At 64.2% G+C, this 23,940-nt stretch carries 15 protein-coding genes; 6 read left to right on the top strand and 9 right to left on the bottom strand.

The window, feature by feature from the left end; all coding sequences use genetic code 11:
* The first annotated feature begins 60 nt into the window (after positions 1-60).
* Both JANGC3_RS0103070 and JANGC3_RS28215 read left to right on the top strand, forming a co-directional pair.
* On the top strand, positions 61-1,803 hold the full coding sequence (locus JANGC3_RS0103070) for a GMC oxidoreductase (RefSeq protein ID WP_017875017.1): 1,743 nt from the start codon (positions 61-63) through the stop codon (positions 1,801-1,803).
* A gap of 10 nt (positions 1,804-1,813) precedes the next feature.
* Positions 1,814-2,413, top strand: coding sequence for a cupin domain-containing protein (locus JANGC3_RS28215; RefSeq protein ID WP_051068204.1), 600 nt, complete (start codon positions 1,814-1,816; stop codon positions 2,411-2,413).
* Positions 2,414-2,476: 63 nt separating this feature from the next.
* Here the strand turns inward: JANGC3_RS28215 and JANGC3_RS32265 are convergent, their stop codons facing one another.
* Positions 2,477-2,755 carry a hypothetical protein gene (locus tag JANGC3_RS32265; RefSeq protein WP_157406429.1) on the bottom strand — a complete coding sequence of 93 codons (279 nt, stop codon included), beginning with the start codon at positions 2,753-2,755 and terminating at the stop codon, positions 2,477-2,479.
* 237 nt (positions 2,756-2,992) lie between these two features.
* Between JANGC3_RS32265 and JANGC3_RS28210 the strand changes: the two genes are divergently transcribed.
* Entirely contained in the window at positions 2,993-4,414 is a 1,422-nt protein-coding gene (locus JANGC3_RS28210; RefSeq protein WP_017875015.1) for a GGDEF domain-containing protein, read from the top strand.
* Between the two features lie 172 nt (positions 4,415-4,586).
* Here the strand turns inward: JANGC3_RS28210 and JANGC3_RS32070 are convergent, their stop codons facing one another.
* Together JANGC3_RS32070 and JANGC3_RS28205 are read right to left on the bottom strand one after the other, a co-directional pair.
* Entirely contained in the window at positions 4,587-4,763 is a 177-nt protein-coding gene (locus JANGC3_RS32070) for a hypothetical protein (protein WP_017875014.1), read from the bottom strand.
* Positions 4,760-5,185 carry a hypothetical protein gene (locus JANGC3_RS28205; protein WP_017875013.1) on the bottom strand — a complete coding sequence of 142 codons (426 nt, stop codon included), beginning with the start codon at positions 5,183-5,185 and terminating at the stop codon, positions 4,760-4,762. Before JANGC3_RS28205 ends, JANGC3_RS32070 begins: the two co-directional genes overlap by 4 nt.
* Positions 5,186-5,621: 436 nt before the next feature.
* Between JANGC3_RS28205 and JANGC3_RS0103040 the strand changes: the two genes are divergently transcribed.
* The 3 genes from JANGC3_RS0103040 (at position 5,622) to JANGC3_RS31145 (ending at position 9,132) form a co-directional block, all read left to right on the top strand.
* Entirely contained in the window at positions 5,622-6,113 is a 492-nt protein-coding gene (locus JANGC3_RS0103040) for an Hcp family type VI secretion system effector (protein ID WP_017875012.1), read from the top strand.
* 633 nt (positions 6,114-6,746) lie between these two features.
* Positions 6,747-7,934 carry an IS4 family transposase gene (locus JANGC3_RS28200; protein ID WP_017875011.1) on the top strand — a complete coding sequence of 396 codons (1,188 nt, stop codon included), beginning with the start codon at positions 6,747-6,749 and terminating at the stop codon, positions 7,932-7,934.
* Between the two features lie 250 nt (positions 7,935-8,184).
* Positions 8,185-9,132 (top strand): hypothetical protein, encoded by a 948-nt coding sequence (locus JANGC3_RS31145; protein ID WP_198291980.1) that lies wholly within the window; start codon positions 8,185-8,187, stop codon positions 9,130-9,132.
* Here the strand turns inward: JANGC3_RS31145 and JANGC3_RS31140 are convergent.
* From JANGC3_RS31140 to JANGC3_RS33130, 6 genes are all read right to left on the bottom strand, one after another.
* Positions 9,104-10,444: a site-specific DNA-methyltransferase gene (locus JANGC3_RS31140; protein WP_035787525.1), complete on the bottom strand. Its 1,341-nt coding sequence runs from the start codon at positions 10,442-10,444 to the stop codon at positions 9,104-9,106. The two genes, JANGC3_RS31145 and JANGC3_RS31140, sit on opposite strands and share 29 nt — an antisense overlap.
* A gap of 167 nt (positions 10,445-10,611) precedes the next feature.
* Complete coding sequence (gene recD / locus JANGC3_RS0103025) at positions 10,612-12,582, bottom strand: exodeoxyribonuclease V subunit alpha (RefSeq protein ID WP_017875009.1); 1,971 nt, start codon at positions 12,580-12,582, stop codon at positions 10,612-10,614.
* Positions 12,579-16,265, bottom strand: coding sequence for an exodeoxyribonuclease V subunit beta (gene recB, locus JANGC3_RS0103020; protein WP_017875008.1), 3,687 nt, complete (start codon positions 16,263-16,265; stop codon positions 12,579-12,581). Before recB ends, recD begins: the two co-directional genes overlap by 4 nt.
* The gene (recC, locus tag JANGC3_RS0103015) at positions 16,262-19,684 is read right to left on the bottom strand and encodes an exodeoxyribonuclease V subunit gamma (RefSeq protein WP_026132470.1); all 3,423 of its coding nucleotides are present in this window, start codon (positions 19,682-19,684) and stop codon (positions 16,262-16,264) included. The genes recB and recC overlap by 4 nt, the downstream gene beginning before the upstream one ends.
* A gap of 244 nt (positions 19,685-19,928) precedes the next feature.
* On the bottom strand, positions 19,929-22,952 hold the full coding sequence (locus JANGC3_RS0103010) for a CHASE domain-containing protein (protein ID WP_157406428.1): 3,024 nt from the start codon (positions 22,950-22,952) through the stop codon (positions 19,929-19,931).
* 254 nt (positions 22,953-23,206) lie between these two features.
* Positions 23,207-23,749, bottom strand: a complete 543-nt coding sequence (locus JANGC3_RS33130) for an FxDxF family PEP-CTERM protein (protein ID WP_198291979.1) — start codon at positions 23,747-23,749, stop codon at positions 23,207-23,209.
* Positions 23,750-23,940: the final 191 nt, after the last annotated feature.

The raw sequence follows: 23,940 nt of genomic DNA, 5'->3' as shown, positions 1-23,940 counted from the left end.
ACCGAATGGGGCTTACGCTGCCGTGCCATTCAACGTTCTTTTCTTCTGGCTAAAACTACAATGAAAACATACTCGTCCAGCAAGCAGTTCGCCAATGGCTACCCCACTCCCGGGCCGCAGCATCCGACCCCGCAAAACGTCATGGACCACGTCTTCTTCCTCTCCGAAGGCGGCTGGAAGGAGGCGCGCGAGCAAGACCAGTTTGACTACATCATTGTCGGCAGCGGCTTTTGCTCGCTGGCGTTCGCCGAGCGCATCCTCGGCGCCAAACCGCACAGCAAGATCCTGATCGTCGAGCGCGGCCCGTTCTTCCTGCCCGAGCATTTCCAGAACCTGCCGCTGCCTTACCAGAGCACCTTGGGCGGCCTGTCGGAAACGTTCCCGTGGACGCTGGCGCGCAGCACCGCGCAACAGCCGGCGGGCAACATCAACTTCCAGCACGGCATGGTGCCGTTCTTCGGCGGCCGCAGCATCATGTGGAGCGCCTGGTGCCCGCGGCCGACCGCCGACGAAATGCAGTACTGGCCGAAACAGGCGATCGCGGCCGCGCAAAAAAACTTCGAGTCGGCTGAAAAACTGCTCAACGTGGTGCCGGCCGACCAGATCGACGCCGGCCTGCCGCCCGCCGTACTGGCCCACGTCGCGCAGCAACGCCCCGTCTACGGCACGCTGCAACTGAGCCTGCAAACCATGTTGCAGGACAACCTGCATAAAATCGAAACGGCGACCCGCTGCATGGCCGCGCCGTTGGCGGCCGGCGCGGGCCAGCAGAAAGGCCTCGATTTCGCCAAATTCTCCACCCCGTCGGTGATGCTCGAGCTGGCCGCCAAACAGGCCCGGCTGAGCGCCGCCAACCAGGGCGCGCCGCTGAAAATCGTCACCAACTGCGTCGTCAAGCAAATCTTCGAACAGGACGGCGTCGCCACCGCGCTCGACACCTCGCGCGGCACGGTCAGCATCGGCAGCGCCAAACTGGTGCTGGCCATGGGCACGCTGCCGCCGGCGACCCTGCTGATGAACTCCTTCCCGCAAGTAAAGAACGCCGGCGCGCGCTTCACCGCCCACTTCATCACCTCGATCGTGGCGCGCATCCCGCGCAGCGACTACCCGTTCGCCGACAAACTGGCCGAACTCGAGCTGGCGGCGATCTACCTGGCCGGGAAAAATCCCGACAGCGGCATGCAATACCACGTCCAGCTGTCGGTGCTGTCCGACCTCAATCCCGCCGAGAACGCGCCAAAAGCGGCGCGTTACATGCCCGACGTCGTCGCCACCGCCTCGCTGGCCCAGCTGGAAAGCTCGCAGGACTATCTGGTGTTCGTCTGCGCGGTGCTGGGCGAAACCGACTTCAGGAACCCGGACAACCACCTGCGCCTGAACGGCCAGGACGATCCGACCAGCAACGTCACGCTGCAAGTGCTGGCGAACGACACCGACCGCGCGACCTGGGACACGATGGACCACGCCACCTTTGAAATGCTGGAACGGGCGTTGGCGCCGAAGGCTGGCCGCGTCCAGTACTGGCACGGCGAGCCGAACCAAGGCGAGTGGTCGGACGCGCGCCCCGCCGTCGCGCAGCGCCGCGTCGGCGGCCTGGTGCACGAAGGCTCCAGCCTGTGGCTGGGCGACAACGGCGAGGGCGTCGTCGGCCTCGACTACCGCCCCCATGGCGTGCAGAACGTCTACGTCACCGGCGGCGCGCTGTGGCCGGCCAGCGGCTCGTGGAACCCGACCATGACCATGGTGGCGCTGGCCCAGGACTTGGCCGACCAACTGCTTGAACCAACCGGCCCGCGCGCCTGAGGACGCCCGGATGCACACGCCCAACACCTTTTGCGCCGCCGACGGCGGCGCCAGCAACGCCAACAACATCGGCGGCGCCGAGTCCTTTGCCGCCACCGGCGACCCGGCCGACCGGCTGATCGCGCGACTGCGACTGCAGCCGACCGGCATCGGCGGCTACGTGGCGCCGGGACCGGGCGGCGCGGCCACGCTACTGCGCGCGACCCTGCCCGAGCGCTTCGACGGCGACCGCCCGATTTACTCGAGCAACTACTTCCTGCTCAAAGCCAGCACGGTGCTCCAACTGCACGGCCTCAACCAGGACGAGCAGTGGTTCTTCCACCAGGGTAGCGCCATCCGGCTGCACGCGTTTGCCGACACCGGGCTCTACACCAGTTGCGATATCGGCGCCGATCTCGAGCAGGGCCAGTCGTTTCACGGCGTCGCGCGCGGCCAGCAGTGGTTTGGCGCCGAACTGCTGGGCCCCGGGTACGCGCTGGTCAGTTGCAGCCTGGCCCCGGCCTGGGACAAGCGCGACTCGTCGCGTCCGAGCGCGGCGCAGATCAGCGCGCTGCAGGCGCAATTCCCGGCGCAGGCCGCCATCATCGCGCGCCTAGGCAGTCCAAGCTGACACGCGCCGGGCTTGCACCGATCGGGGTCGCATGCGGGACGCGGCCCCGGTTAGATCACGCCGTCAATCGCAATACAAGCCCTTTTCGGGGTGGAAGCCATCACGAATTTTCCAGTCAATACCTTTACATTCCGCCAGAGCCTGTTTCCGCATCAACTTCGCTTCGGCATCCGTATATCCCCATCCTCGTTTTTGCCGCTCCGTTTCGACCACCTCACAAAGTTTTACGGGCGTGTTTCTGGGATCGATAGTGCATGAGTCGCCCCCGACATACACGAATGGTGAAAAATACCTGCACCCACTAAGAGCGAAGACGACGCCCAAGCAGAGGCTGACGGTCATTATTGTTGCCTTCATTGTATTGTTATGTCCTTGTTAAAATACGGATAATACACGTTTAACGCCAAGCGGAAGCTGGGCGGGCACGCTGCGGTCGACCTGGCAGTGGCTGGTGAGTTCAATCATGGCAAGGGCGGGTACGACGACTGAGGCGCCGCGCCGCCACATCCTTGCCACGCCGATTGACTTGAGCTACCGACTTGCGCACAATGGACTGATTGATTTAGGTGGAGGGCCTTCATGGGCATCAACCAGGCCGCCGACGACGCGCGGCCAGTCGACGGCTTCGACCTGCAAGACGTGCTGTTTATCGGCGTAATCGTCTTCGCCTGCTCCATTTTCGGCATCTACACCGCGCCGCCGGGCGTGCTTGCCGCTTTCTGGCCCGCCAACGCGGTGCTGGTCGGCCTGATGCTGCGCCCCCGCCATCCGCCAACACCGCTGCACTGGCTGGTGGCCGCCGGCGCCTACATGCTGGCCGACCTCTACATGCAACACGGCTGGCCCAAGAGCGCCATGCTCACCGCCACCAACCTGATGGGTGTATCGGTCTGCTATTTCCTGCTGTCGCGCATGAACCCGGAGTACCAGAGCCTGCGCCACCCGCGCTCCATGCTGCGTTTCGTGCTGGTGGTGGTCAGCGGCGCGGCCGCGGCCGGCGCGGTGGGCATCTTCATCCATCCGGTGCTGTTCGGCGGCAGCCCCTCCCACGGCTTCGCATTCTGGTTTTCGACCGAGCTGGTGAACTACATCGCGATACTCCCGGTGATGCTGACCATGCCCGACGTGCGGCGCTGGTTGACGGAGCACAAGCGCCGCGCCGACTGGTCCAGCTGGCGCGTGGAGCAACTGGCGCCGCTGGCCGCCTTCGCCGCCAGCCTGTGGCTGGGTACGCAGCTGGGCGGGCCGGGCGTGATCCCCTACCCCATCCCCGCCATGCTGTGGTGCGCGCTGACGTACAGCCTGTTCGCGACGGCCGGCATCACGCTGTTCTTTTCCCTGTGGACGCTACTGGCCATCTCCAGCGGCACGTTGGTGATCGGCGCCAATTTCGACAGCCAGCAAGCCATCATGTCCTTGCGCGTCGGCGTGACATTGACGGCGCTGGCGCCGCTGACGGTGGCCAGCGTGATGGTGGCGCGCGACGAACTGCTGGCGCGCCTGAAATACGCCGCGTCGCACGACGCGCTGACGCAGGTGCTGAACCGGGGCGGCTTCTTGACATGCGCCGAAGCGCTCCTCGCCACGCCGCAACTGCATCGCCGGCCGGTGGCGGTGATGATGATGGATATCGATTTCTTCAAGAAGGTCAACGACAGCTACGGCCACGCCGCCGGCGACGTGGTGTTGACCAACTTCGCACGCGTTGCCGAAGCGGGCCTGCGCAGCGGCGACCTGCTGGGACGGCTGGGCGGCGAGGAATTCGCCGTGCTGCTACCCGGCTGCGGCGCGGAGGACGCGCGCCTCATCGCGCAGCGCATCTGCGACGCGTTCGCGCGGCACGCGGTGGCGGTGGGCGGCAGCCAGTCGCTCAATTCCACCGTCAGCATCGGCGTGTGCTGTTTGCCGGGCAGCGGTACACCCATCGAAACCATGCTCTCGTCGGCCGACACGGCGCTGTACAAGGCCAAGCATTCCGGCCGCAACCGCGTGGAACTGTAAGGCTAGATGATGCCGGCTTGAACCAAGAACACTCCAGGTATTCTGACACCGGGGAATGATCATAGCGTTTTTCGACACTAATATTTTGGCGTTCTCAACGGGATTCAAACGAAGTCGGCGTCAGCGAAGCCGGCGTCAGTGGCAATGACCGACACAGGTCATTGCTAAGAAGCTACTTGTCGCGCTGCTCGCGCAGCTTGCGGCGCAGCCGAACGTTGTCAGCGGCGACAATAACGAGCGCGACTATCATAAAAACGCCGAACGCATCGTTACCAAGAAAATGCCAAAAGGCCCAAGCAATCACCGAACACAGTGCTGCGGCAAGCATCAGAAGACCGGAATCCCTCATGCTGTAGCAGCCTGATAGCGATACAGCGTTCGTCCAGCTATCGCGTTGTTGTAGATACCCGGCCACCGGCGGAGAGTAAAAGGTAACCATGGACGACTAACGCCGTACTTGGTGGCAACCAGAAGCACGTCTGAAATTGAAGTACCTCCCGCCAAGGAACGGCCTGTTGCGATGGCAATGCTTCCAATGACGGCACCGGCATAGAAGGAAGCGGAGAGCGCCGCGATCACACCAAGTTGTTCCAGTTTGGTGCCCGCGCCTATTAGTTCCCCAATAGTAACGGTCTTTCCGAACTTATCAATTTGGCTCAGAAATATAATCAAATTTCCGAGTGCTAACTGCGCGTTGCCAAAAAGAGTCTCAGGCGCCGGCAAGCCCAAGCCATCCATATTTTCCTTGAAGTACTTGTAGAAATCAGACATTTCATGGCTCCCCTGTAATAGTCAATCGATAAAACGCAGCGACGCGCCAATCGAGACAAGCAGTAGCCTAGCTTAGCTTAGCTTAGCGGCGGCAGCGCGCAGATAACCATGCCAATAATAAGGTAGTGTATCTCGGCAGACCGGCGGTTGATGTTGAAGCCAATCAAGTAACAGGTGGAGCGATCGAGTAAATTCTATCCTTCCTCGTCAAATATCAGTTCATTGCAGAGGTGACTATCCTCAGATATCGCGTTGGATTGCACGGCGTTCTCACAGACCAAGTGCATCTGATGCCCTGCCCGACATCATTTCGCCGCGTTTGAGCAAGTACAAGAGGCGTTCAATTATTGCACTTGGCTTGATACGGCCGAGTTCCTCCTTGAAAAGACTGAGCAACAATGCGCTTAGCACTCCCCCAACCAATCTCGGAGATATCATGGCACTCGACGTATATCTGCAAATCGACGGCATCAAGGGCGAATCGGCCGATTCCGCGCACCAGTCCTGGATCGAAGTCACCTCGGCCCATTGGGGCGTAAAACAGCCCAAAAGCGCCACCGCATCCACCGCAGGCGGACATACAGCCGAACGCTGCGAGCACAGTAGTCTATCGATCACCAAGCTCGCGGACATGTCCTCGCCGGTCCTGATGCAAACTTGCTCCGCAGGCCGGACGATCCCAAAGGCGAAGCTCGAATTCATGCGCGCAGATGCCGATGGCAAACCCGTGAAATATTACGAGGTCGAGCTGGAAAATGTCCTGATCGGCAGCATGGAACAGCTCGTGCACGAAGGTAGCGTCCTGCACGACTCCATCGGGCTAAAATTTTCGAAGGTGCTGTGGAAATACACCCAGCAGAAGATTGGCGGTGGCGCCGGCGGCAACACGGCAGGAGGCTGGGACCTCTCGACCAACCGCATCGCGTGATGGAGGGAACCATGCTCGAAGTCCAACCCAAGAATTCACGCGACTTTTCCATGGTTCCCCAGGCTCCGGAAGACGCGGCTGCCACATCTACGGCACACCGGGCTGCGGCGCTGGTCGGTACGCGCACCCGCGATGATGACCTCGATCCTTCGCGTAGAGCGGGAATGGCTGGCCAGCGACGACCGGGGCCAGGAAAGCCACGCTCAGAGCCGACATTTGGACATTCTGCTATAAAAATGTCCGAATGTCGGCACTAACCCCGACACTGGCAGCAGCGATCAACAAGTTGCAGCCGAGTCCGTGTCCAAATATCGGAACTGACCCCAATACCTACAGCCGTCCTGGGCGGTTTGAAACCTGTTTCTGCAAGCCGATTTCGGGAGGCCGACGTCCATCGCTGATATGGCATCGCAGGCTTGCCCCAGCGTTCGTAACACACTCGGCACTGACCCCGGCTCGCTGGTCGTGCGCCCAATCCACCGAACTTAAGGATATCGCCTCCACTCGGCGAAAATATTTCACATAGTTCTTGACAAGACTGCGGCTGCGCGCGGTCGCCGCCCTGCTGACGGGGGCGTTTTCACGGCAGCAGGGCGGCGACCAATGAAGGCTTTTTGACCTTCACCAGCCGCCATGTCATCGACCATCTTGTCCACGCTATTTGCGGCGTTCGCCCAGCATCTGCAATCGCCGCAGTTTCGCGACCATGCCCGCCATGCCGACCATCCCAGGGCGTTCTGCCGCAACCGCAAGCTGCCGTTGCATTGCTTGATAGCGGCGATGCTGACCGGGATGCGCAAGAGCACCCAGGCCGAGCTCGACGAGTTCTTCGGCCACCTGCATCAACAGGCCCAGCTGCTGCGCGAGGTCACCGCGCAAGCGTTCTCGAAGGCGCGCGCCAAACTCTCCGGCACGGCCCTGACCTCGCTCAACGACTGGCTCATTGAGCGGGCCGAGCGCGACGGCTACATCCCCCGCTGGCACGGCCTGCGGCTGGTCGCCGTCGACGCCAGCGTGCTGCGCTTCGGCCTGCGCGCCAGCCACGTCCCGCGCGCCGCCGCCGTCGACCAGATCGCGTTCGGCCTGTTCCTGCCCGGCGCGGAAATGATGCTGGCCGCCGCGCTGCACAGCACCCACGAGAACGAGCGGCAAATGCTGTACGAGCAGCTCGGGCGCCTTTCCCCCACCGATTTGCTGCTGCTCGACCGCGGCTACCCCTGCCGCTGGCTGCCCGTCGTGCTTGGCGAGCGCGGCATCGCCTTCTGCATGCGCGTCGAACACACCAAGTCGCCCGACAGCAACGAACACGCCGAAAAATCCGGCTTCGCCTGCGTGCGCCAGTTCCTGCGCTCCGGCGCGACCGACCAGATCGTCACCCTGCGCGCGCCCGACCGTGCCGACGCGACCGACTACGAATGCGCCGCCGTGGGCCAAACCGTGCGCCTGGTCCGCCACGTCGCGCCGAACGGAAAAATCCGCGTCCTGATGACCAACCTGCTCGACAGCGCCGCGTTCCCGGCGCACTGGTTCGGCGACCTATACCATCAGCGCTGGAGAATTGAAGAGGCGTTTAAAAGATTGAAACACCGCCTCAACCTCGAACACGTTTCCGGCCTGTCGCACCTGGCCGTCATGCAGGATGTCGCCGCCAAGGTGCTGTGCGACAACCTCCAGGCATTGACTACCTTGACCGCCCGCGCCGACGCAAACCTGCCAGCGAGCACCCGTATCAACCGCGCTTACGTCCACACTGCGCTTAAGCCCCTCTTGCCGGCATTGCTGTTGGGGCGGCGCGGCGCGGCGCGGCCAAACTACTGCTGACGCTGCTCAAACTCGTGGCCCGGAACACCTACAGGCATAAAGAAGGACTCTCGAAGCCACGAAAATCAAGACCAAAACTCCATAAACACATGACCCTGAAACCATGCTGACGGCGCGCTAAATCCTTAAGTTCGGTAGATTGGTCGTGCGCCCGACGTGGGCTGCGGCGAGTCTTCAACGTTAATTTACTCCCGGGTGATCAGTTCAAAAGCTCTCCAGTGAAAAAATAGTGGCATAAAATATTTCTCTTATGCTATTCTGGTCATTCGGAAATAATTTAGAGAAAAAAATGCCCGTTACTCCTCTCTCTGCATACGACAACCCCAGCACAATTATTACCGCAATTGACAATGCGGTACGTTTTCCAGAAGTTCTCATGGCTTCCAGCGCAAAATATTCAGTTGAAATTGCAACGTTTAAGAGCTTGGTGGCAGCAGCTATGAATAGTGCGGATCTCCTCGCAAAGATTCGGACAAAAACTTTTAATGCCGATCAACGAATGGCATTTTTAAAAATATTCCGGCGAGCCGTTTCACCTGTCCTTGACACGGAAATGGCGAAAAAAATAAGTGTCCCAACTGAGAGATTAGTCGCAGGCATTGGCAATACGTTTAAACCAATCGAATTACTTAAACAACAATTTTCTAGCATGTCACCACACGAGGATGCAGCACTGGCAGCGCTAATTGGCGAGTATGACACACGCGGCCAGCTCGGCTACCTTCTTACCGGGCAATTTTTCGATTGGTTTGAGACTCGTTTTAATAATGAGTTTTTCATCGAAGGACCACGTGGCGCCGGTCGCGACGTGGAACTATCTACTATTTACTCCAATTATATAGGAAATTTCCCTTGCGATTTTGTAATCCGCTCCCAACAGGACAACATCGTTCGTGCAATCGGCTTTGCGCGCTATGATTCAACACGGGGTGGAGCCCAGTCAGATGATAGAACTGGGGGAAATTCAGATAAGGTAAGCAAAGCCCGAGAATTTTGCCGGATTAGCGGCAATAATTTTAAAGTTATCTTCCTCTCTGACGGCCCTGGTATGGCGCACCGAGACACCTGGGCAGAAGCATGTCTATTGGACGTCAGCTGGAATGATAATGTTAGGGTGACGACGCTCAAAACTGCTGATGAGCGCGTCACCTCAGGCTGGCTTATGGATACTACCGGAGGAGTTGTCGTAGCTCGCTGACTTCTGCACCAAGAGATATCGCAATGTGCGTGTCAACGTAGACCTGAAACTCTAAAGCACTAGTCTCACGACGAACTGACTGTGGCGTTTCAAGTTTCCCGAATAAATTGACTTCGTTCATGCGATCTACAAAATCCCCCATCGGTTGCCTTCCGTCTTGCAGCCGCGATATGACTGTCTTCGCTGACAGGAATGACTCGTCAATACCGATCCACCGACGTTTAAGTGTCTCAGCAGCGTGTATGGTTGAGCCAGAACCGCAAAATGGATCGATCACCAATCCTCCTTCAATACTGCTGGCACCAATGATAGTCTTCATCATGTCAAAATTCTTTTCAGTTGGATAACCAGTAATAAGAATACTTTGATGGTGTGCATCGCGATAATCGTCCCAGTAATCAGTCAGCGCCAAGCCCTTATTCTCTTCAAGATATATTTTTTTTCTTGGATTACCTGTTTTTGACCAATGAATATTTCCAGCAGCATCGAGCTCATCAAGAGTTGATGGTGCAAATTGCCAATGCTTTCCTTTTGGTGGCGGCACGCCTCGCCAGTTCTCACCTGTCGCCCCATTACGTATGCCCGGAGCATGTAATGGAACTAGCTTATACTGCCCTCGCTCGTCGTTTTTTGTGTATTCTTTAGCGATCCAGTCAGCTGTTGCCTTCTTTTTAGGTTGATTCCAAATGTAATTTTTTGATTTTGTGTAAAATAAAATATAATCATTTAAATTTGCGTATTGATGTCGCGTAGAGTTTTTGCTACTGCATTTTCGCCGCACTATAATATTTTTAAAATTTTGTGGACCAAATATTTCGTCAAGTATTAGTTTTAATTCCGCAACCATTTGATGCCCAATATGGACGTAAATAGAACCATCTTGCTCCAACAATTCACGCATCAAAATTAACCGTCGACGCATAAACTCAATATAGGCAGACTGGCCAAGTGAATCATTATACGCATGCTCTTGCTTTCGGGAGGCAAAATCCATTCCAGTCGCATAAGGTGGATCTAGATAGATGAGCTGGGCCTTTTCGGCAGATTCAATCAGCGAATGAAGGCCGTACCAATTGTCGCCCCAAATAAATCCATTGGAATGCGGCACGCTACACTCCAAGTCATTAGATTTTGAAATCTGCAGATATTTGCTACTCACAGGAATTAAAATTTCCGACTCAGGCAACTTTCCACGATATGAGATAGTAAAGCCTTCGGACGACGACGGCAGTGCAGGAGAAAAATGTTCTGGGCGTGTCGCACGAACAGAGTCGATTCCGACGAGCTCGGCCTTGTTAAGTCCTATTGCCATGATTTATTACTAACTTTCCAAATTGTTAACTTATTTTGCCATCGCTGTGTGTGCGCATGCCATACCATATGAAGCGGGTAGAAGTATAGCGCACGCCGATGCGCTATTCGGCGGATTCATGCCATCGCGAGGCATGACCTATTTGACATGTCAAAGCTGGCGTCAGCCTACGCCCCAATCAAGCCCCGCAACCCGCTGGCCCGCTGCGTGCGCCGCATAATCGCGTCCAGCAGCACCGTCTGCGTCGGCGACACCAGCGTGAAGTAATCGCGCGCCCGCGTGATGCCGGTGTAGATCAGCTCGCGCGCCAGCATCGCCCCGCCCTCCTTCGGCAGCACCAGCACGGTGTGGCGGAACTCCGAACCCTGCGATTTGTGCACCGTCATGGCGAACGCGGTGTCGACGTGGCGCAGGCGCGTCGCCAGTACGCTGCGCACCGTTTCGCCTTCCAGAAAATACACGCGCAGCGAGGTTGGCCGCGCCGGGTCGCGCAGCGTCAGGCCGATGTCGCCGTTGAAGACGCCGGTGCCGTAGTCGTTGCGCGTCACCATGACCGGCCGGCCGACATACCACTCGCTGCGTTTGATCAAGCCCGCCCGCTCGAGGCGTTGTTCGATGGCGGCGTTCAGCCCGCTCACGCCCCACTCGCCGTCGCGCACCGCGCACAGGATGCGGAAGGCTTCGAAGCTGTGCAACACGTCACGCACCCAGGCTTCGTGTTCGCGGCCGTCGGCGCCGTCGCGCACCATGGTCAAATAGGGCTGATAGCCGCCGCCGGCGCCGGCGCGCCCGGCCAACGCCAGTTGCAGCACGTCGCTCTGCTGCGCCGGTTCGATCCAGGCGACTTTGCCGCCGCGGTCGCCGCCCAGGCAGGCCAGCGCCTCCTTGCTCATGCCGGCGTTGACGGCCAGCGCCAGCGCGCCGATCGGGCCGCTGAAGCGGTGGCTGTGGCGCAGCATCACGGTTTGCTGCGCCAGCGCGCCGGCGCCGCCCTGGAATGCGGCGCCGATGCGCTCCCCCGTGGCCGCCTGCGCGTACGCCAGCGTGGCGGCCGTGTAGCCGCCGGCCTGGGCGTCGTGGCACAGGTCGCCCAGCACGGCGCCCGCCTCGACCGACGCCAGTTGGTCTTTGTCGCCCAGCAGGACCAGGATGGCGCCCGGCGGCAACGCGTCCAGCAGCGACGCCATCATCTCCAGGTGGACCATCGAGGCTTCGTCGACGATCAGCACGTCGACGTCGAGCGGGTTGCCGGCGTGGTGCTGGAAGGCGCGCGTGTCGGGGCGCGCGCCCAGCAGGCTGTGCAGGGTGCGCGCCGCGCCCATGCGCTGCGCCAGTTCCTTCAGTTCCGGCAGCTCGCCGCCCACTTTGGCGGCCAGGCTGTCGAGGGCTTTGTCGATCGATTGTTTCAGCCGCGCCGCCGCTTTTCCGGTCGGCGCCGCCAGGGCGATCCGCAGCCGCTCGGGGTGCTCGGAGACGGCGAACAGCAGCGTCAGCAGGCTGGCGACGGTGTAGGTTTTACCGGTGCCGGGGCCGCCGGTGATGATGGCGACGCTGCCGCGCAGCGCCACCGCGCAGGCGATTTTTTGCCAGTCCGGGCCGCCGTCCGGGGTCGGCTGGTCGAACAGGATGTCGAGCCAGCGCCGCACCGCGGGCAGGTCCGGCGTGCGCGCGCTGTCGCGGGCGCGCGCGCCGATGGCGTCGGCCACCAGTTTTTCGTCGCGCCAGTAGCGCCGCAGATACAGGCGGTCGCCGTCCAGCGCCAGCGGCTGGTCGAAGTCGAGGTCGCCGATTTGCCACACCTGGTCCGCCTGCGCCAGCAGCGCGCGCCACGCCGCCACGCTTTTCGGCAGCGCGCCGGAGGCGGCCACCAGCGCGCGCCATTGTTCATCGGTCCAGCCCATCAGCAGACCGGGGTCGTTGACCAGTTCGTCGAGCATCAGGCAGCTGTGGCCGCGCCCTTCCAGTTCGGACAGCAGCACGCAGGCCAGCGTCAGTTGCGCGGAACCGGCGCCAACCGAGCCGATGAAGCGGGCGAAGGCGCCGCTCAGGCGCCGCAGCTGGCCGTCCTCGGTCAGGGCGTCGACGTGCGCCAGCAGCGCGGCGGTGGTGGTGGCGGCGCTGCGCGGGTCAGTCTTCATGGTGGTGTTCCATCTGGCGTTGCGTCGAGTAGCGTGTCGAGGCCGTCGAGCAGCGCCATCTGCGGCTCCAGCCAGTAGCAGCCGTGCGTGTGCGGGTTGGCGATGCCGCGCAAGAACAGGAAAATGGCGCCGCCCAGTTGCCGCGCCGGGTCGTAGTGTTCGCCCAGGCGGCTGCGCAGCAGGCGGTGCAGCGCCAGCATGTAGATGGCGCCCTGGATGTCGTAGCGGTGCGCCGCCATGCCGGCCGCCAGCGCCTGCTTGTGGTAGGCGGCGTCGCCGGCGCCGAGCGCGTTGGATTTGTAGTCGAGTACCCAATAGCGCCCCTGGTGTTCGAAGACCAGGTCGGCGAAGCCTTTCAACATGCCGTGCAGCTGGCGTTTCGGCAGCGCCGGGCGCGGCGCGTCGCCCAGCAGGTGGCGCGAGCACAGGCGGTCCAACCCGTCGGTGCCCAGGCGCTCGCTGGGGAACCAGAATTCCATCTCGGGCAGCAGCGCTTCGATGGCGACCAGCGGCGCGCCCAGCATCGGCAGCGGCGTCGTCGCCACGGTGCGCAGCCAGGCCACCGCGTCTTCCTGGCGGTGGCCCCAGCCGGCCCGTTCGCAGCGCGCGCCCAGGCGGGCGGCGAAGCCGGCGTCGTCGACGATGCCGAAGCCTTCGCTGCCGATCCATTCGAGTTGCTCGTGCAGGAAGTTGCCGGGCACGGAGCCGCGCGGGAAGCGGTGCCACGGCGCGTCGTCGCCGCGCGCCGACGCCTGCGCGTCGTCCTCGTCTTCGAGCAGGGTTTCCTCCTTGGCCCGCTGCGGCACGTGGACGCTGGCGACCAGCGGCCCCACTTGCCGCGTCAGCGAGGTGAAGCTGCCGACGGTCCAGTCGCGCTCGAAGCTGCCGTCGAACACGGCGGCGTCGCTCAGCTCGGGCAGCAGTTCGACGCGGTCGAGCATGGTGGCGCGGCCCGGCTGGACCAGTTCGGCGATGGCGATGCCGGCGCAGTCGCCGCGCAGCCGCTGCCAGCGCGCCAGCAGGTCTTCCGCCGGCAGCTTCTCGCCGCCGGTCAGCAGGTAGCCCAGCGCCGAGTCGTGCAGCGTATTCTCGCCGGCCTTGCGCCCGGCCAGCGCCGCCACGCCCAGCCACAGGAAATGGCAGGCGCGCGTCAACGCCACGTACAGCAGGCGCAGGTCTTCTTCGATGCGCGCCGCCTCCACCGCTTCCTGCGCCGGCTCCGACAGCGTCATGTCGAGGTGGCGCACGCCGTCGCCGTCGGTGTATTCGAAGAAGCTGCGGTTGCGCTTGTCGACCTTGCGCGCGGTGACGGCGAACGGCAGGTAGACCAGCGGGTATTCCAGGCCCTTCGACTTGTGGACGGTGACGACCTTGACCAGTTCGGCGTCGCTTTCCAGGCGCAGCACACGTTCGTCGCCGCCGCCGCCCTCGCCGGCGATTTGCTCGGCCAGCCAACGGATCAGCGCCTGTTCGCCGTCGAGCTGGCGGCTGGCCGTTTGCAGCAGTTCGGCCAGGTGCAGCAGGTTGGTCAGGCGCCGTTCGCCGCCGGCCTGGCGCAGCATCGCCGCCGGCAGTTTCAGTTCGTGGATGAAGCGCCGCAGCATCGCCAGCACGCCCTGGCGCTGCCACACCAGGTGCAGGCCCTTGAGTTGTTCGGCGCGTTTTTCCGATTCGATTTCGTCGTTCGACAGTTGCGCCAGTTCGCTCAGCGTCATGCCGACCGTGCCGGTGGCGAAGGCGGCCCGCGCCAGCGCGCCGTCGAGCGGGTTGGCCAGCGCGCGCAGCCAGCGCAGCACGTCGGCCGCCTCGTCGCTGTTAATGACGGAGTCCTTGTCGGACAGGTAGACGCTGGCCACTTGGCGTTTTTGCAGCGCCTTGCGAATCGCCGCCGCCTCCTTGCGGTCGCGCACCAGGATGGCGATGTCGGCCGGTTGCAAACGCCTAAAGCCGGTTTTGCCTTCGAAACCGGCGCAGGGGTCGTTGAGCAGGCCGACGATGTGCTCGGCGCAGTGGTGCGCGAAGAATTCGCGGTAGGCGTCGCCCTTCAAGCCGTCGGCGTGGCTCAGGGCCACCGTCAATGGCGCTTCCGGGCCGTCGCCGCGCACCAGTTGTTCGGCGCGGCCCATGGCGCCGACGGCGTCGAACGGCAGCGGGTTGGCGCCGCCCTTGCGGAAGCGGAAGGCGCCGGACGGGAAACCGTCGCGCCGTGACTCACCTTCGCCGTGGCCCTCGGCGTGCAGGAACAGCTGGTTGACGGCGTCCACCAGCGCGCCCGTCGAGCGGTAGTTGGTGCCCAGCTGGTAGTGGCGCCCCTCGGTGGCGGCGCGCGCCGACAGGTAGCTGTGGATGTCGGCGCCGCGGAAGCCGTAGATCGATTGTTTCGGGTCGCCGATCAGGAACAGGCCGCGCGCCGGGTCGTTGTCGGCGACCCGGTACAGCAGGTTGAAGATCTGGTATTGGCCGGGCGCGGTGTCCTGGAATTCGTCGACCATCGCCAGCGGGTACTGGTCGGTGATGCGCTGGCGCAGCGCGGCGCCGTTCTCGCCCTCCAGCGCCGCCTTCAGGCGTTCCAGCAGGTCGGCGAAGCCGAACTGGCGGGCGCGCCGCTTCAGTTCGTCCATGCGCGCGGCGATGGTGGCGGCGGCGTGGCGGTACAGTTCGTGCGACAGCGGCGCGATCCGCGCCAGCGCCTCGGCCAGCGCCGCGGTGGCGTCGAAGTCGTCCGGCACCTCGGCGCTGTGGCCTTTCGAGAAGGCGTCGGCGATGCCGTCCGGCGTCAGGCGGCGCCAGGCGGTGTCGTTGACGCCGGCCGGCTGCACGGCGGCGGCGTCGAGCGCCCAGGCGCGCAGGCCGGCGAACCATTTGGCCAGCGATTCGGGTTTCATCTTGTTGCCGTTGAAGCACTTCGGCGCGGCGTCGCGCTGCCGGCCTATCCATTGCTCCATGCGGTCGGCGCGCTCGGCCCAGCCGTGCTTCAGCCCGGCCAGTTGCGCCCGCTGTTCTTTTTGCACGCGGGCGATCAGGCCGCCCAGCGTCGGCTCGCCCGCCGCGCCGATGGCGCCGGCGCGCTTGACCAGTTCGCGCACGGTTTTTTTCAGCACCACCACGTCGCTCCAAGCTTCCAGCAACGGTTCCAGCGCGCCGGCGTTCAGCGGGTAGACGTGCTGGCGCCAGTAGTCGTGGGCGGCGTCCTCGAACAGCGCGTTTTCGTCGCTGACCAGTTCTTCGTTGAACAGGCTGCCGCTGTCGAAGGCGTGTTCGCGCAGCATGCGCTGGCACCAGGCGTCGATGGTGAAAATCGCCGCCTCGTCCATGGTTTCGGCGGCCAGCGTCAGGCGGTGCGCGGCGCGCTGCCGCTCGGCGTGGTCGGGGTAGTCGTCCAGCAGCGCGTCGAGGTAGGCGTCGGGCTGGCCGGCGCCGGGGTCGCGGAAGTAGGCGGCCGCTTCGATCAAGCGCTCGCGCACGCGGTTCGACAGTTCGCGCGTGGCGGCGCGGGTAAAAGTCATCACCAGGATGTCGGCCGGTTGCAGCGCGCGGCCGAAGCCGGCCGCGCCGCCGTGGCCCAGCACCAGGCGCACGTACAGCGCGGCGATGGTCCAGGTTTTGCCGGTGCCGGCGCTGGCCTCGATCAGGCGGGTGCCGTGCAGCGGGAAGGTCAAGGGTTGTAACAGTTGGCTGCTCATGGGGCTTCCGTGCCGTCCGCGCCGGCGTCGATGGCGGCGATGGTGATATGGTTGTCCAGCCAGGCCGCCAGCGGCCCGTACAGCTCCAGCGAGCAGTCGGCCCAGGCCTCCTCGGCCGCCAGCGCGGCGAAGTCGGGCCATAGTCGCGCCAGGCACAGGTCGGCGCGCTCGCCGGCCATGTCGAAGCCGCCGTCGTAGACCGCGCGCGGGTCGCCGTCCTGGGCCAGCGCCAGCGCGGTCTTGCAGGCGGTCGGCAGCGGGTGGTTCATGTTTTCGCGCCACAGCGCCAGCAGCGCCGCCAGCGCGTCGCGCGCGCCGGCCGGCTCCAGCGGCGCCATCGTCACGACGGCGTCGCGCGCCAGCAGGTAGCCGGTCACGGGCACGTCCTGCGCCGCCGCCGCCAGCTGGCGCAACCACATGGCGATGAGTTTGTCGCCGCGCGCCTTGCCGCCCTTGTCCAGCACTTTCGAGGAGATTTGCATCAGCCAGGCGATCTTGCCGCCGGCCGACTCGTCCTGGCGGCGCAGCCGGTCGAGCCAGTCGTCGATGCGCAGCTCGCCGTAGCGCAGGTCGATCGCCAGCTTGTCGGCCGGGCGCGGGAAGCGCTGGCACAGCGCCAGCCAGGCGCTGCGCACCGGCACCAGCGCGTCGACCAGCTGGCGCTGCCACTGTTCGCCGATCAGGCCGATCGGCAGCACGCCCTCGCGCTCCAGCCGTTTGGCGCGCAGCGTCAGGCTGGCGCGCACCTCGGACTGCGGCTCGGGGGCGTCGGCGTCGTCCAGCAGCGTGTCTTCCAACAGATAGCGTTCCAGCGCGTTCAGCGCGAACGGTTCCTCGTCGTCGCCGATCAGGTCGGCGTCGGCGAAGGCCACGCTGAGGCGGCGCCGGAAGAAGTATTTGACCGGCTGGCGCATGAAGTTGGCCAGGTCGTTGAGCTTCAGGCGGAAGTTCGGGTCCAGCTCGAACGGCGGCAGGCGTTCGGCGGCGCGCTCGTCGTCCGGCGCCGCCGCGGCGCCGTGGGCGGCGCGCCATTCGCCTGCGTAGGTCAGCAGGCCGCCGCTCTCGAAGTATTTGCGGCTGAACGGTTGCAGCGCGTGTTCGGTGGTCAGGCTGGCCGGGTTTAAGCCCCAACCGGCCTCCAGGTAGTCGCGCAGTTGCGACACCAGCACCGACGGCGGCTGTTCGCTGTTGTCGCGCACGTTGCGGCCGACCCAACTAATATATAGCTTGTCGCGCGCGGCCAGCAGCGCCTCCAGCATCAGGTAGCGGTCGTCGTCGCGGCGCGAGCGGTCGCCCGGGCGCGCCATGCCGGGCAGCGCCAGCAGGTCGAAGTCGGCCTTCGGCGCGCGGCGCGGGAAGTCGCCGTCGTTCATGCCCAGCAGGCAGACCACGCGAAACGGCACCGCGCGCATCGGCATCAGGGTGCAGAAGGTCACGCCGCCGGAGACGAACTGGTGGTTCAGGGTCGGTTCGTCGAGCAGGCCCAGCCAGGCTTCGCGCAGCACCGCCAGCGGCACCGACTCGGTGAATTCGGCGCCGTCGCAGGTTTCCAGCCAGCCTTGCAGCGCCTGTTCCAGCAGCGCCAGCGTCAGGCGGTCGCCCTCCTCGCCAGCCCTGAAGAAGGCCGCCAGCAGCGCGCGCGCCTGCGCGCCCCACTCGGCCGGGGTGCGCGGCTGCGCCAGCGCAGCGCGCCAGTGCAGCAGCGCCTCCACCAGCTGCGCCAGCGAGCCGGCCAGCGCGGCGTCCAGCCCGCCCACTTCGGCGTACGGTTCGATGCCGGCGAAGCTGGCGCCGTTGCCGCTGGCGTAGCCCAGCAGCATGCGCCGCACGCCGAAGATCCAGCTGTTTTGCTCGCGCGCGGCGCCCAGGCCGAGGCCGTCGCGGTGGGCCTGGTCCAAGCCCCAGCGCACGCCGGCGCCGTCGATCCACGCGCCCAGCGTGGCCAGGTCTTCGCCGTCCAGGCCGAAGCGCGCGGCCAGCGCCGGCACGTCGAGCAAGTCGCGCACCTCGCTCTGGCGGCAGCGCTGCTGCGGCAGGCGCAGCAGCCATTCCAGCGCCACCAGCAGCGGGTTGACGCTGCGCTCGTTGACGTCGCCGATTTCAAACGGGATGAAGCGCGGGTCGCCGCGCTTGTGCTGGCCGAACACCGCGTGGATGGCGGCGGTGAAGGTGTCGATGTCGGGCACCATCACCACCACTTCGCGCGGGCGCAGGCCGTTGCCGGCGCCGAGCATCGCCAGCAGCTGGTCGTGCAGCACTTCGACTTCGCGCTGGACGCTGTGGGCCAGGTGGAATTCGACCGAGCGGTCCGCCGCCGGCGGCGCCGCCTGCGCGTGCTCGCTGAGCGGGCGCAGTTCGCGGATGGCGCCCTGCACCTGGGCCAGCAGGCTGTCGCCGTCCTCTTCGCTAAAGAGGTCGACGCGCATGCTTTCCGGCAGCCAGGCGGCGCGGTGGGCGTCGAATTCGTCGAGCAGGCGGATGAAGTCGCGGCCCTGCCGGCCCCAACTGGCCAGCAGCGGGTGGCTGAAGGCGTGCAGCTCTTCCATCGGCAGGTCGCCGAGGTCGCGGCCGCCGCGCGCCTGTTGGCGCTTGTGCGCGCTGCGCAGCAGGTCGCGGCCCTCGATGATGTCGCTCCAGTAGTATTGGCAGGGGTTGGGCACCGCCAGCAGCACCTGGGTGTGCTGCGCCAGCGCCGCCAGCGCCTGCAGACTTTGGTAGGGCAAGGCCGAGACGCCGAACAGCACGATGCGCCGCGGCAGCCGCCCGGCCGGCGCGTCGCCGCGGGCGATGGCGTCGAGGAATTGCTGGTGGATGGTGGCGCGGCCGGAGGCGCGCTGCTGCTCCGGCACGCTGGCCGTGACGGCGCGCCACAGTTGCGCCTGCCAGCGCTGGTCGGCGGCCATCGGCGCGGCCTGGCCGGCGGCGTTGCGCAGCTGGTCGCGCCCGAGCGCCCAGTCTTCCAGCCAGTCGGCCCGGTACACCTGGTATTGGTCGAACAAGTCGGCCAGGCGCTCGGCCAGTTGCAATCGCCGTTCGGCCTCGCCGTCGGCCAGGAAGTAGCGCAGCGGCGCGAAGGCCGGCTCGGCCAGCAGCGTCGGCAGCAGGCGCATCAGGCGCCAGGTCAGCGGCCCCTTGTCGAACGGCGAGCGGCTCGGCACCCGCTCGCGTCCCAGCATGCCGCGGTAGCCCTCCCACAGCAGCCGCGCCGGCAGCGCGATGCGGGTGGCGGCGCACACGCCCATTTCCTCGGCCAGCGCGATCTTCAGCCATTCGGCCACGCCGTTCGACTGCACCAGGAAGATGTCCGACTCGAGCGGCGCCAGCGGGTTGTTGCGCAGCCACTGGAAGACGGCGGCGCGCAGTTGTTCGAGCTGGTTGCCATGCAAGATGAGCAGGCCTGGCGTGACGGGTGAAAGCATGCTGCTCCGATAAGGGGGAAACGCGCGGCGGCGCTGTCGTTATTGCAAGAGGGAAAAGCGCGCGCGGACAATCCGATATTATCGCCTGTGGCAAGCTTGTGCGACGGAAAAAATGCGGGAAAGCGGGGTCGAACATGCCGCGGGTTGATGTTATCGCATCAAAAGCAAGGGCGAAAGGCTGGGGCCAGACCCGCTCGCCTTGGCGCCGCGGGTCCGCCCCCGTACCGGCGCCCCCTCAACGCTGTTAACCGGCGTCTTCCGCCATCAGGTCCCGGCCGATTTGCAGTTTCAGGCGCTCCAGCAGCGGCTGCATCTGGTCGAGGACGCGGCGGGCCTGGACCGGGTCGCCGTCGGCCTGGATCGCCTCGATGGTGCGGCACAGCGCGGCAAAGCTCATCGCGCCGACCGCCCGCGCCGACGATTTGGTGCGGTGCCCCAGCTCCGACAGGCGCACCAGGTCGCCCTGCGCCATCGCCTGGTTCATTTCAACCAGGGCGTCGCGCGCCGCGTCCAGGAACATCAGCGCGAACTTGCGCATCTTGTCGGGCCGGTTGCCGAAGGTTTGCCCCAGCGCGGCGATGTCGAGCAGGGCCGCCTCGCCCATCAGCGGCGCGTCCTCGTCGTCGTCCTCGGGCGCCGGCGCGTGCGTGGCCAGCGCGACCGCCGGCGCCGGCAGTGGCGCCCGCGCGCGGCCGCTGCCGCGCTGCGCCATCCATTTCGCCAGCACGGTAAACAGCAGCTTCGGCGCGATCGGTTTGGTGATGAACTCATCCATGCCGGCGGCCAGGCAGCGCGCCTTGTCCTCGCTGCCGGCGTTGGCCGTCATCGCCACCACCAGCGCGCCGCTCAGCTTTGGATGGGCGCGGATCATGCGGGTGGTCTCGAAGCCGTCCATCAGCGGCATCTGCACGTCCATCAGCACGCAGTCGAAGCGTTCCTTGAGCATCAGGTCGATCGCCTCCTTGCCGTTGTTGGCGACGCAGACGGTGGCGCCGGCGTCCTCCAGCAATTCCTGGCCGACCTGCTGGCTGAAGATGTTGTCCTCGACCAGCAGGATGGCCGCGCCCTTGATGATGTCGAGCACGTCGGCGCGCACCAGTTCCTCGCTGACGGCGAAGAACTCGGTGCCCTTCTCCAGCCGCGCGGCGAACCAGAAGGTGCTGCCGGCGCCGGGCGCGCTTTCGACGCCGACGCCGCCGCCCATCAGTTCGGCCAGTTGCTTGCTGATCACCAGCCCCAGCCCGGTGCCGCCGTATTTGCGCGTGGTCGACGGGTCGCCCTGGTGGAAGGATTGGAACAGCTGCGAGACCTGCTCGGCGCTCATGCCGATGCCAGGATCCTGCACCTCGAAGCGCACCATGGTGTGCCGCTCGAGGTCTTCAAGCGGGCGGGCGCGGATGAAGATCTGGCCGTTCCCGGAGAACTTGATGGCGTTGCTGGTCAGGTTCAACAGCACCTGTTCGAGCCGCAGCGGGTCGCCGCGCAACTGGTGCGCCAGGCCCGGCCAGATCTCGAACACCAAGGTCAAGCCCTTGGCCGCGGCGCTCTGGCCAAGCTGGCTTGAAATGTTCGCCAGCAGCGTGTCGAGCGTGAAGTCGAGTTCCTCCAGTTCCAGCTTGCCGGCCTCGATCTTGGAAAAGTCGAGGATGTCGTTGATCAGCCCCAGCAGGTGCTGGCCGGAGTGGTAGATCTTTTGCAGGTAGTCGCGCTGCTTCGGGTCGGCCACCGACTTCAACGCCAGGTGGGCCATGCCGATGATGCTGTTCATCGGCGTGCGGATCTCGTGGCTCATGTTGGACAGGAAGTCGCTCTTGGCCTGGTTGGCGGCGTCGGCCTGCACCTTCAGGTTGTGCAGCTCGGTGACGTCGGTCGACAGGCCGATGACGGCGTCGATGCGCTCCTCGTGCAGCAACGGCACCTTGACCGTCCACAGGTGGCGCGCCTCGCCGTCGCGGTCGACGTACTGCTCCTCGGTGGTGTGCTTGACGCAATCCTCGAACACCTGCTTGTCGAACTCCCAGGCGGCGTCGGCGCGCGCGGCCGGCATCAGCTCGCGGTCGAGCTTGCCGATAATGTCCGCCACCGGCCGCCCCAGCACCTCGGCCATCTTGGCGTTGGCGTAAATGTAGCGGCGGTCCTGGTCTTTCATGTAAACGTGGGCGTCGATGTTGTTGAGCACCGTGTCGAGCAGCACGCGCTGCTCGATGGCGTTGCGGCGCGACGAGTACAGCGTGAAAAAGTAACCATAGATCAGCATGCTGCCGGCGAAGCCGGTAAACAGCGCCAGCCACGGGAACAGGCGGTCGAAGCCGGTGTACAGGTCGGTCTTGCGGACGCGGAACTGGGCCTTCCACAGGCTGCCGTTGAAGTCGATCGGCAGCACCGTCTCGAAGAAGTCGGCGGCCTCGGCGGCCGGGGTCGGGTCGGCCTCGGTGCTGCCGTTGTCGTTGAACAACAGGCGGTCGGTTTTCTCCAGCACCAGGCGGCGCAGCTCCGGCTCGGTGGCGTTGTCGGCGAACAGCGACAGGCGCACCTGGCGCAGCGCCATCTCGTCGAGCGCGCCCTGCACCAGCTTGGGAATACTGAAACCGATACCGACCGCGCCCAGGTAGGCGGCGCGGCGCGTCGCCGTGTCGAGCAGCGGCATGCCGCGGCGGTACACCGGCAGGCGCATGCCCAGCGCGATGTGGCGCGGCGGCCCCTGGACGATAATCGGCTGGCCCGACGAGCTGACCAGGCCGGAGTCGCGCGAATGCTCGAGCACGCGCCGCACCGCCGGCGTGGCGGCGATATCGACGCCGAACTTCTCCTTCAGCGTTGCCATCGGTTCCATATAGGTCAGCACCGAATACCACGAACGCCGCCCGGCCGGCCTGATGGCGAAGTCGGGATAGCCGCCCGGCTGGAGGCTGGTGTCGGCGCGCACCTCCTTTTCGAAGGCGTCGCGCTGGGCGTCGTCGAGCGACTGCGCGTACGTCAGCGCCTCGATGGCCGGAAAATGCCGCGGCAGGTCCAGGCCGGTGACGTATTCGTGGAATTGGCCGCGGCTCAGCGAGTCGGCGGTGCGAAACAGCGCCACCAGCCCGCGCACCAGGTCGGAATAGGCCTTGACCCGCGCCGACAAGCCGTACTGGGTGCTGCGGGCAACGTTGTCGAAGCGCTGGCGCGCGTCGTCTTCGACCGTCTTGGCCGCCGCCGCGTACAGGGCCGCGCCGATCAGCAGCGCCAGCGACAGGCCGGCGCCCCACAGCGGCAATTTTGAAACCATCCAACCCTTGCCAAACTTGCCAAAAATCCGCATCGTCAATCGCTTTATCGTCTTGCCATGCAGCGCCGGTGGAACCGGCAGCCGATCGCGTTGCCAGGAGACTTCATTCCAGCAGGATACTATCAAAGGCGGTGGACGACCACCCCTTCGCGCGGACGCGCGTCAAAGGCGGCGCGCGGCGGCGGCGCCGCGCGGCGGACGTAAAAAAACCCGCACGCGGCGGGTTTTCCACAACAAGAAGGCGGGTAGCCGACTTATTTGCTGGCTTTGCGGCGAGCGGTGAAAGCCAACAGGCCCAGACCGGCAACCAGCATGGCGTAGGTGCCTGGCTCTGGTACTGCCGACACGTTCATGGTCAGCGTGCCGCCGTACGAACCGCCCTTGGCGACGTTTTTGATGTTACCGGCGAAGTTGAAGCCGTACATGCCGGTTGGCAGGACCGACGCCAGGTAGAAACCGTTAGCGTCGTAGGTCGTGTCCAGCGCGGTGTGGCTGTTGTCGGCGTTGATTTTGAAGAACGACAACGAGGTGTTGTTGATCGTAGGAACCAGGAATTTGCCGACTTTGGTGGCGCTCAGGGTGATGGTGCCAACTGGATCGCTGGTGCTCGCCGCTGGCACGTTGAACAGGAAGTCGTCCGAGAAGCTCGCCACGCCTGGACCGTAGGTCGCGCTGAAGCTGGCGCTTTCGCCGTTGAAGTTCAGCACGGTGGTAGCGGCGCTGGCCGAAGCGGCTGCGAACATGGATACGGCGATCAGTGCGGAGCCGGCTACTTTAGCGAAAAAAGATGTGTTCATTAAGATATTTCCTATTGTTGTGCTTAAATTGGGAGGTAAAAACATGCTCTGTATCAACGTTTTAAACTCAACTACAAGTTTTATTTCCGTTAACGTTGTTTCATGCCGCTAATGTAACACAAAATACTCGGATGGCAATATAAAAATAGAATCTTTCATGTTTTTGATGCAACGCAAACATCGTACAGAAA

Source organism: Janthinobacterium sp. CG3 (assembly GCF_000344615.1).
Taxonomy (GTDB): Bacteria; Pseudomonadota; Gammaproteobacteria; order Burkholderiales; family Burkholderiaceae_D; genus Janthinobacterium.
This window is presented reverse-complemented; position numbering and strand designations above follow the sequence as displayed.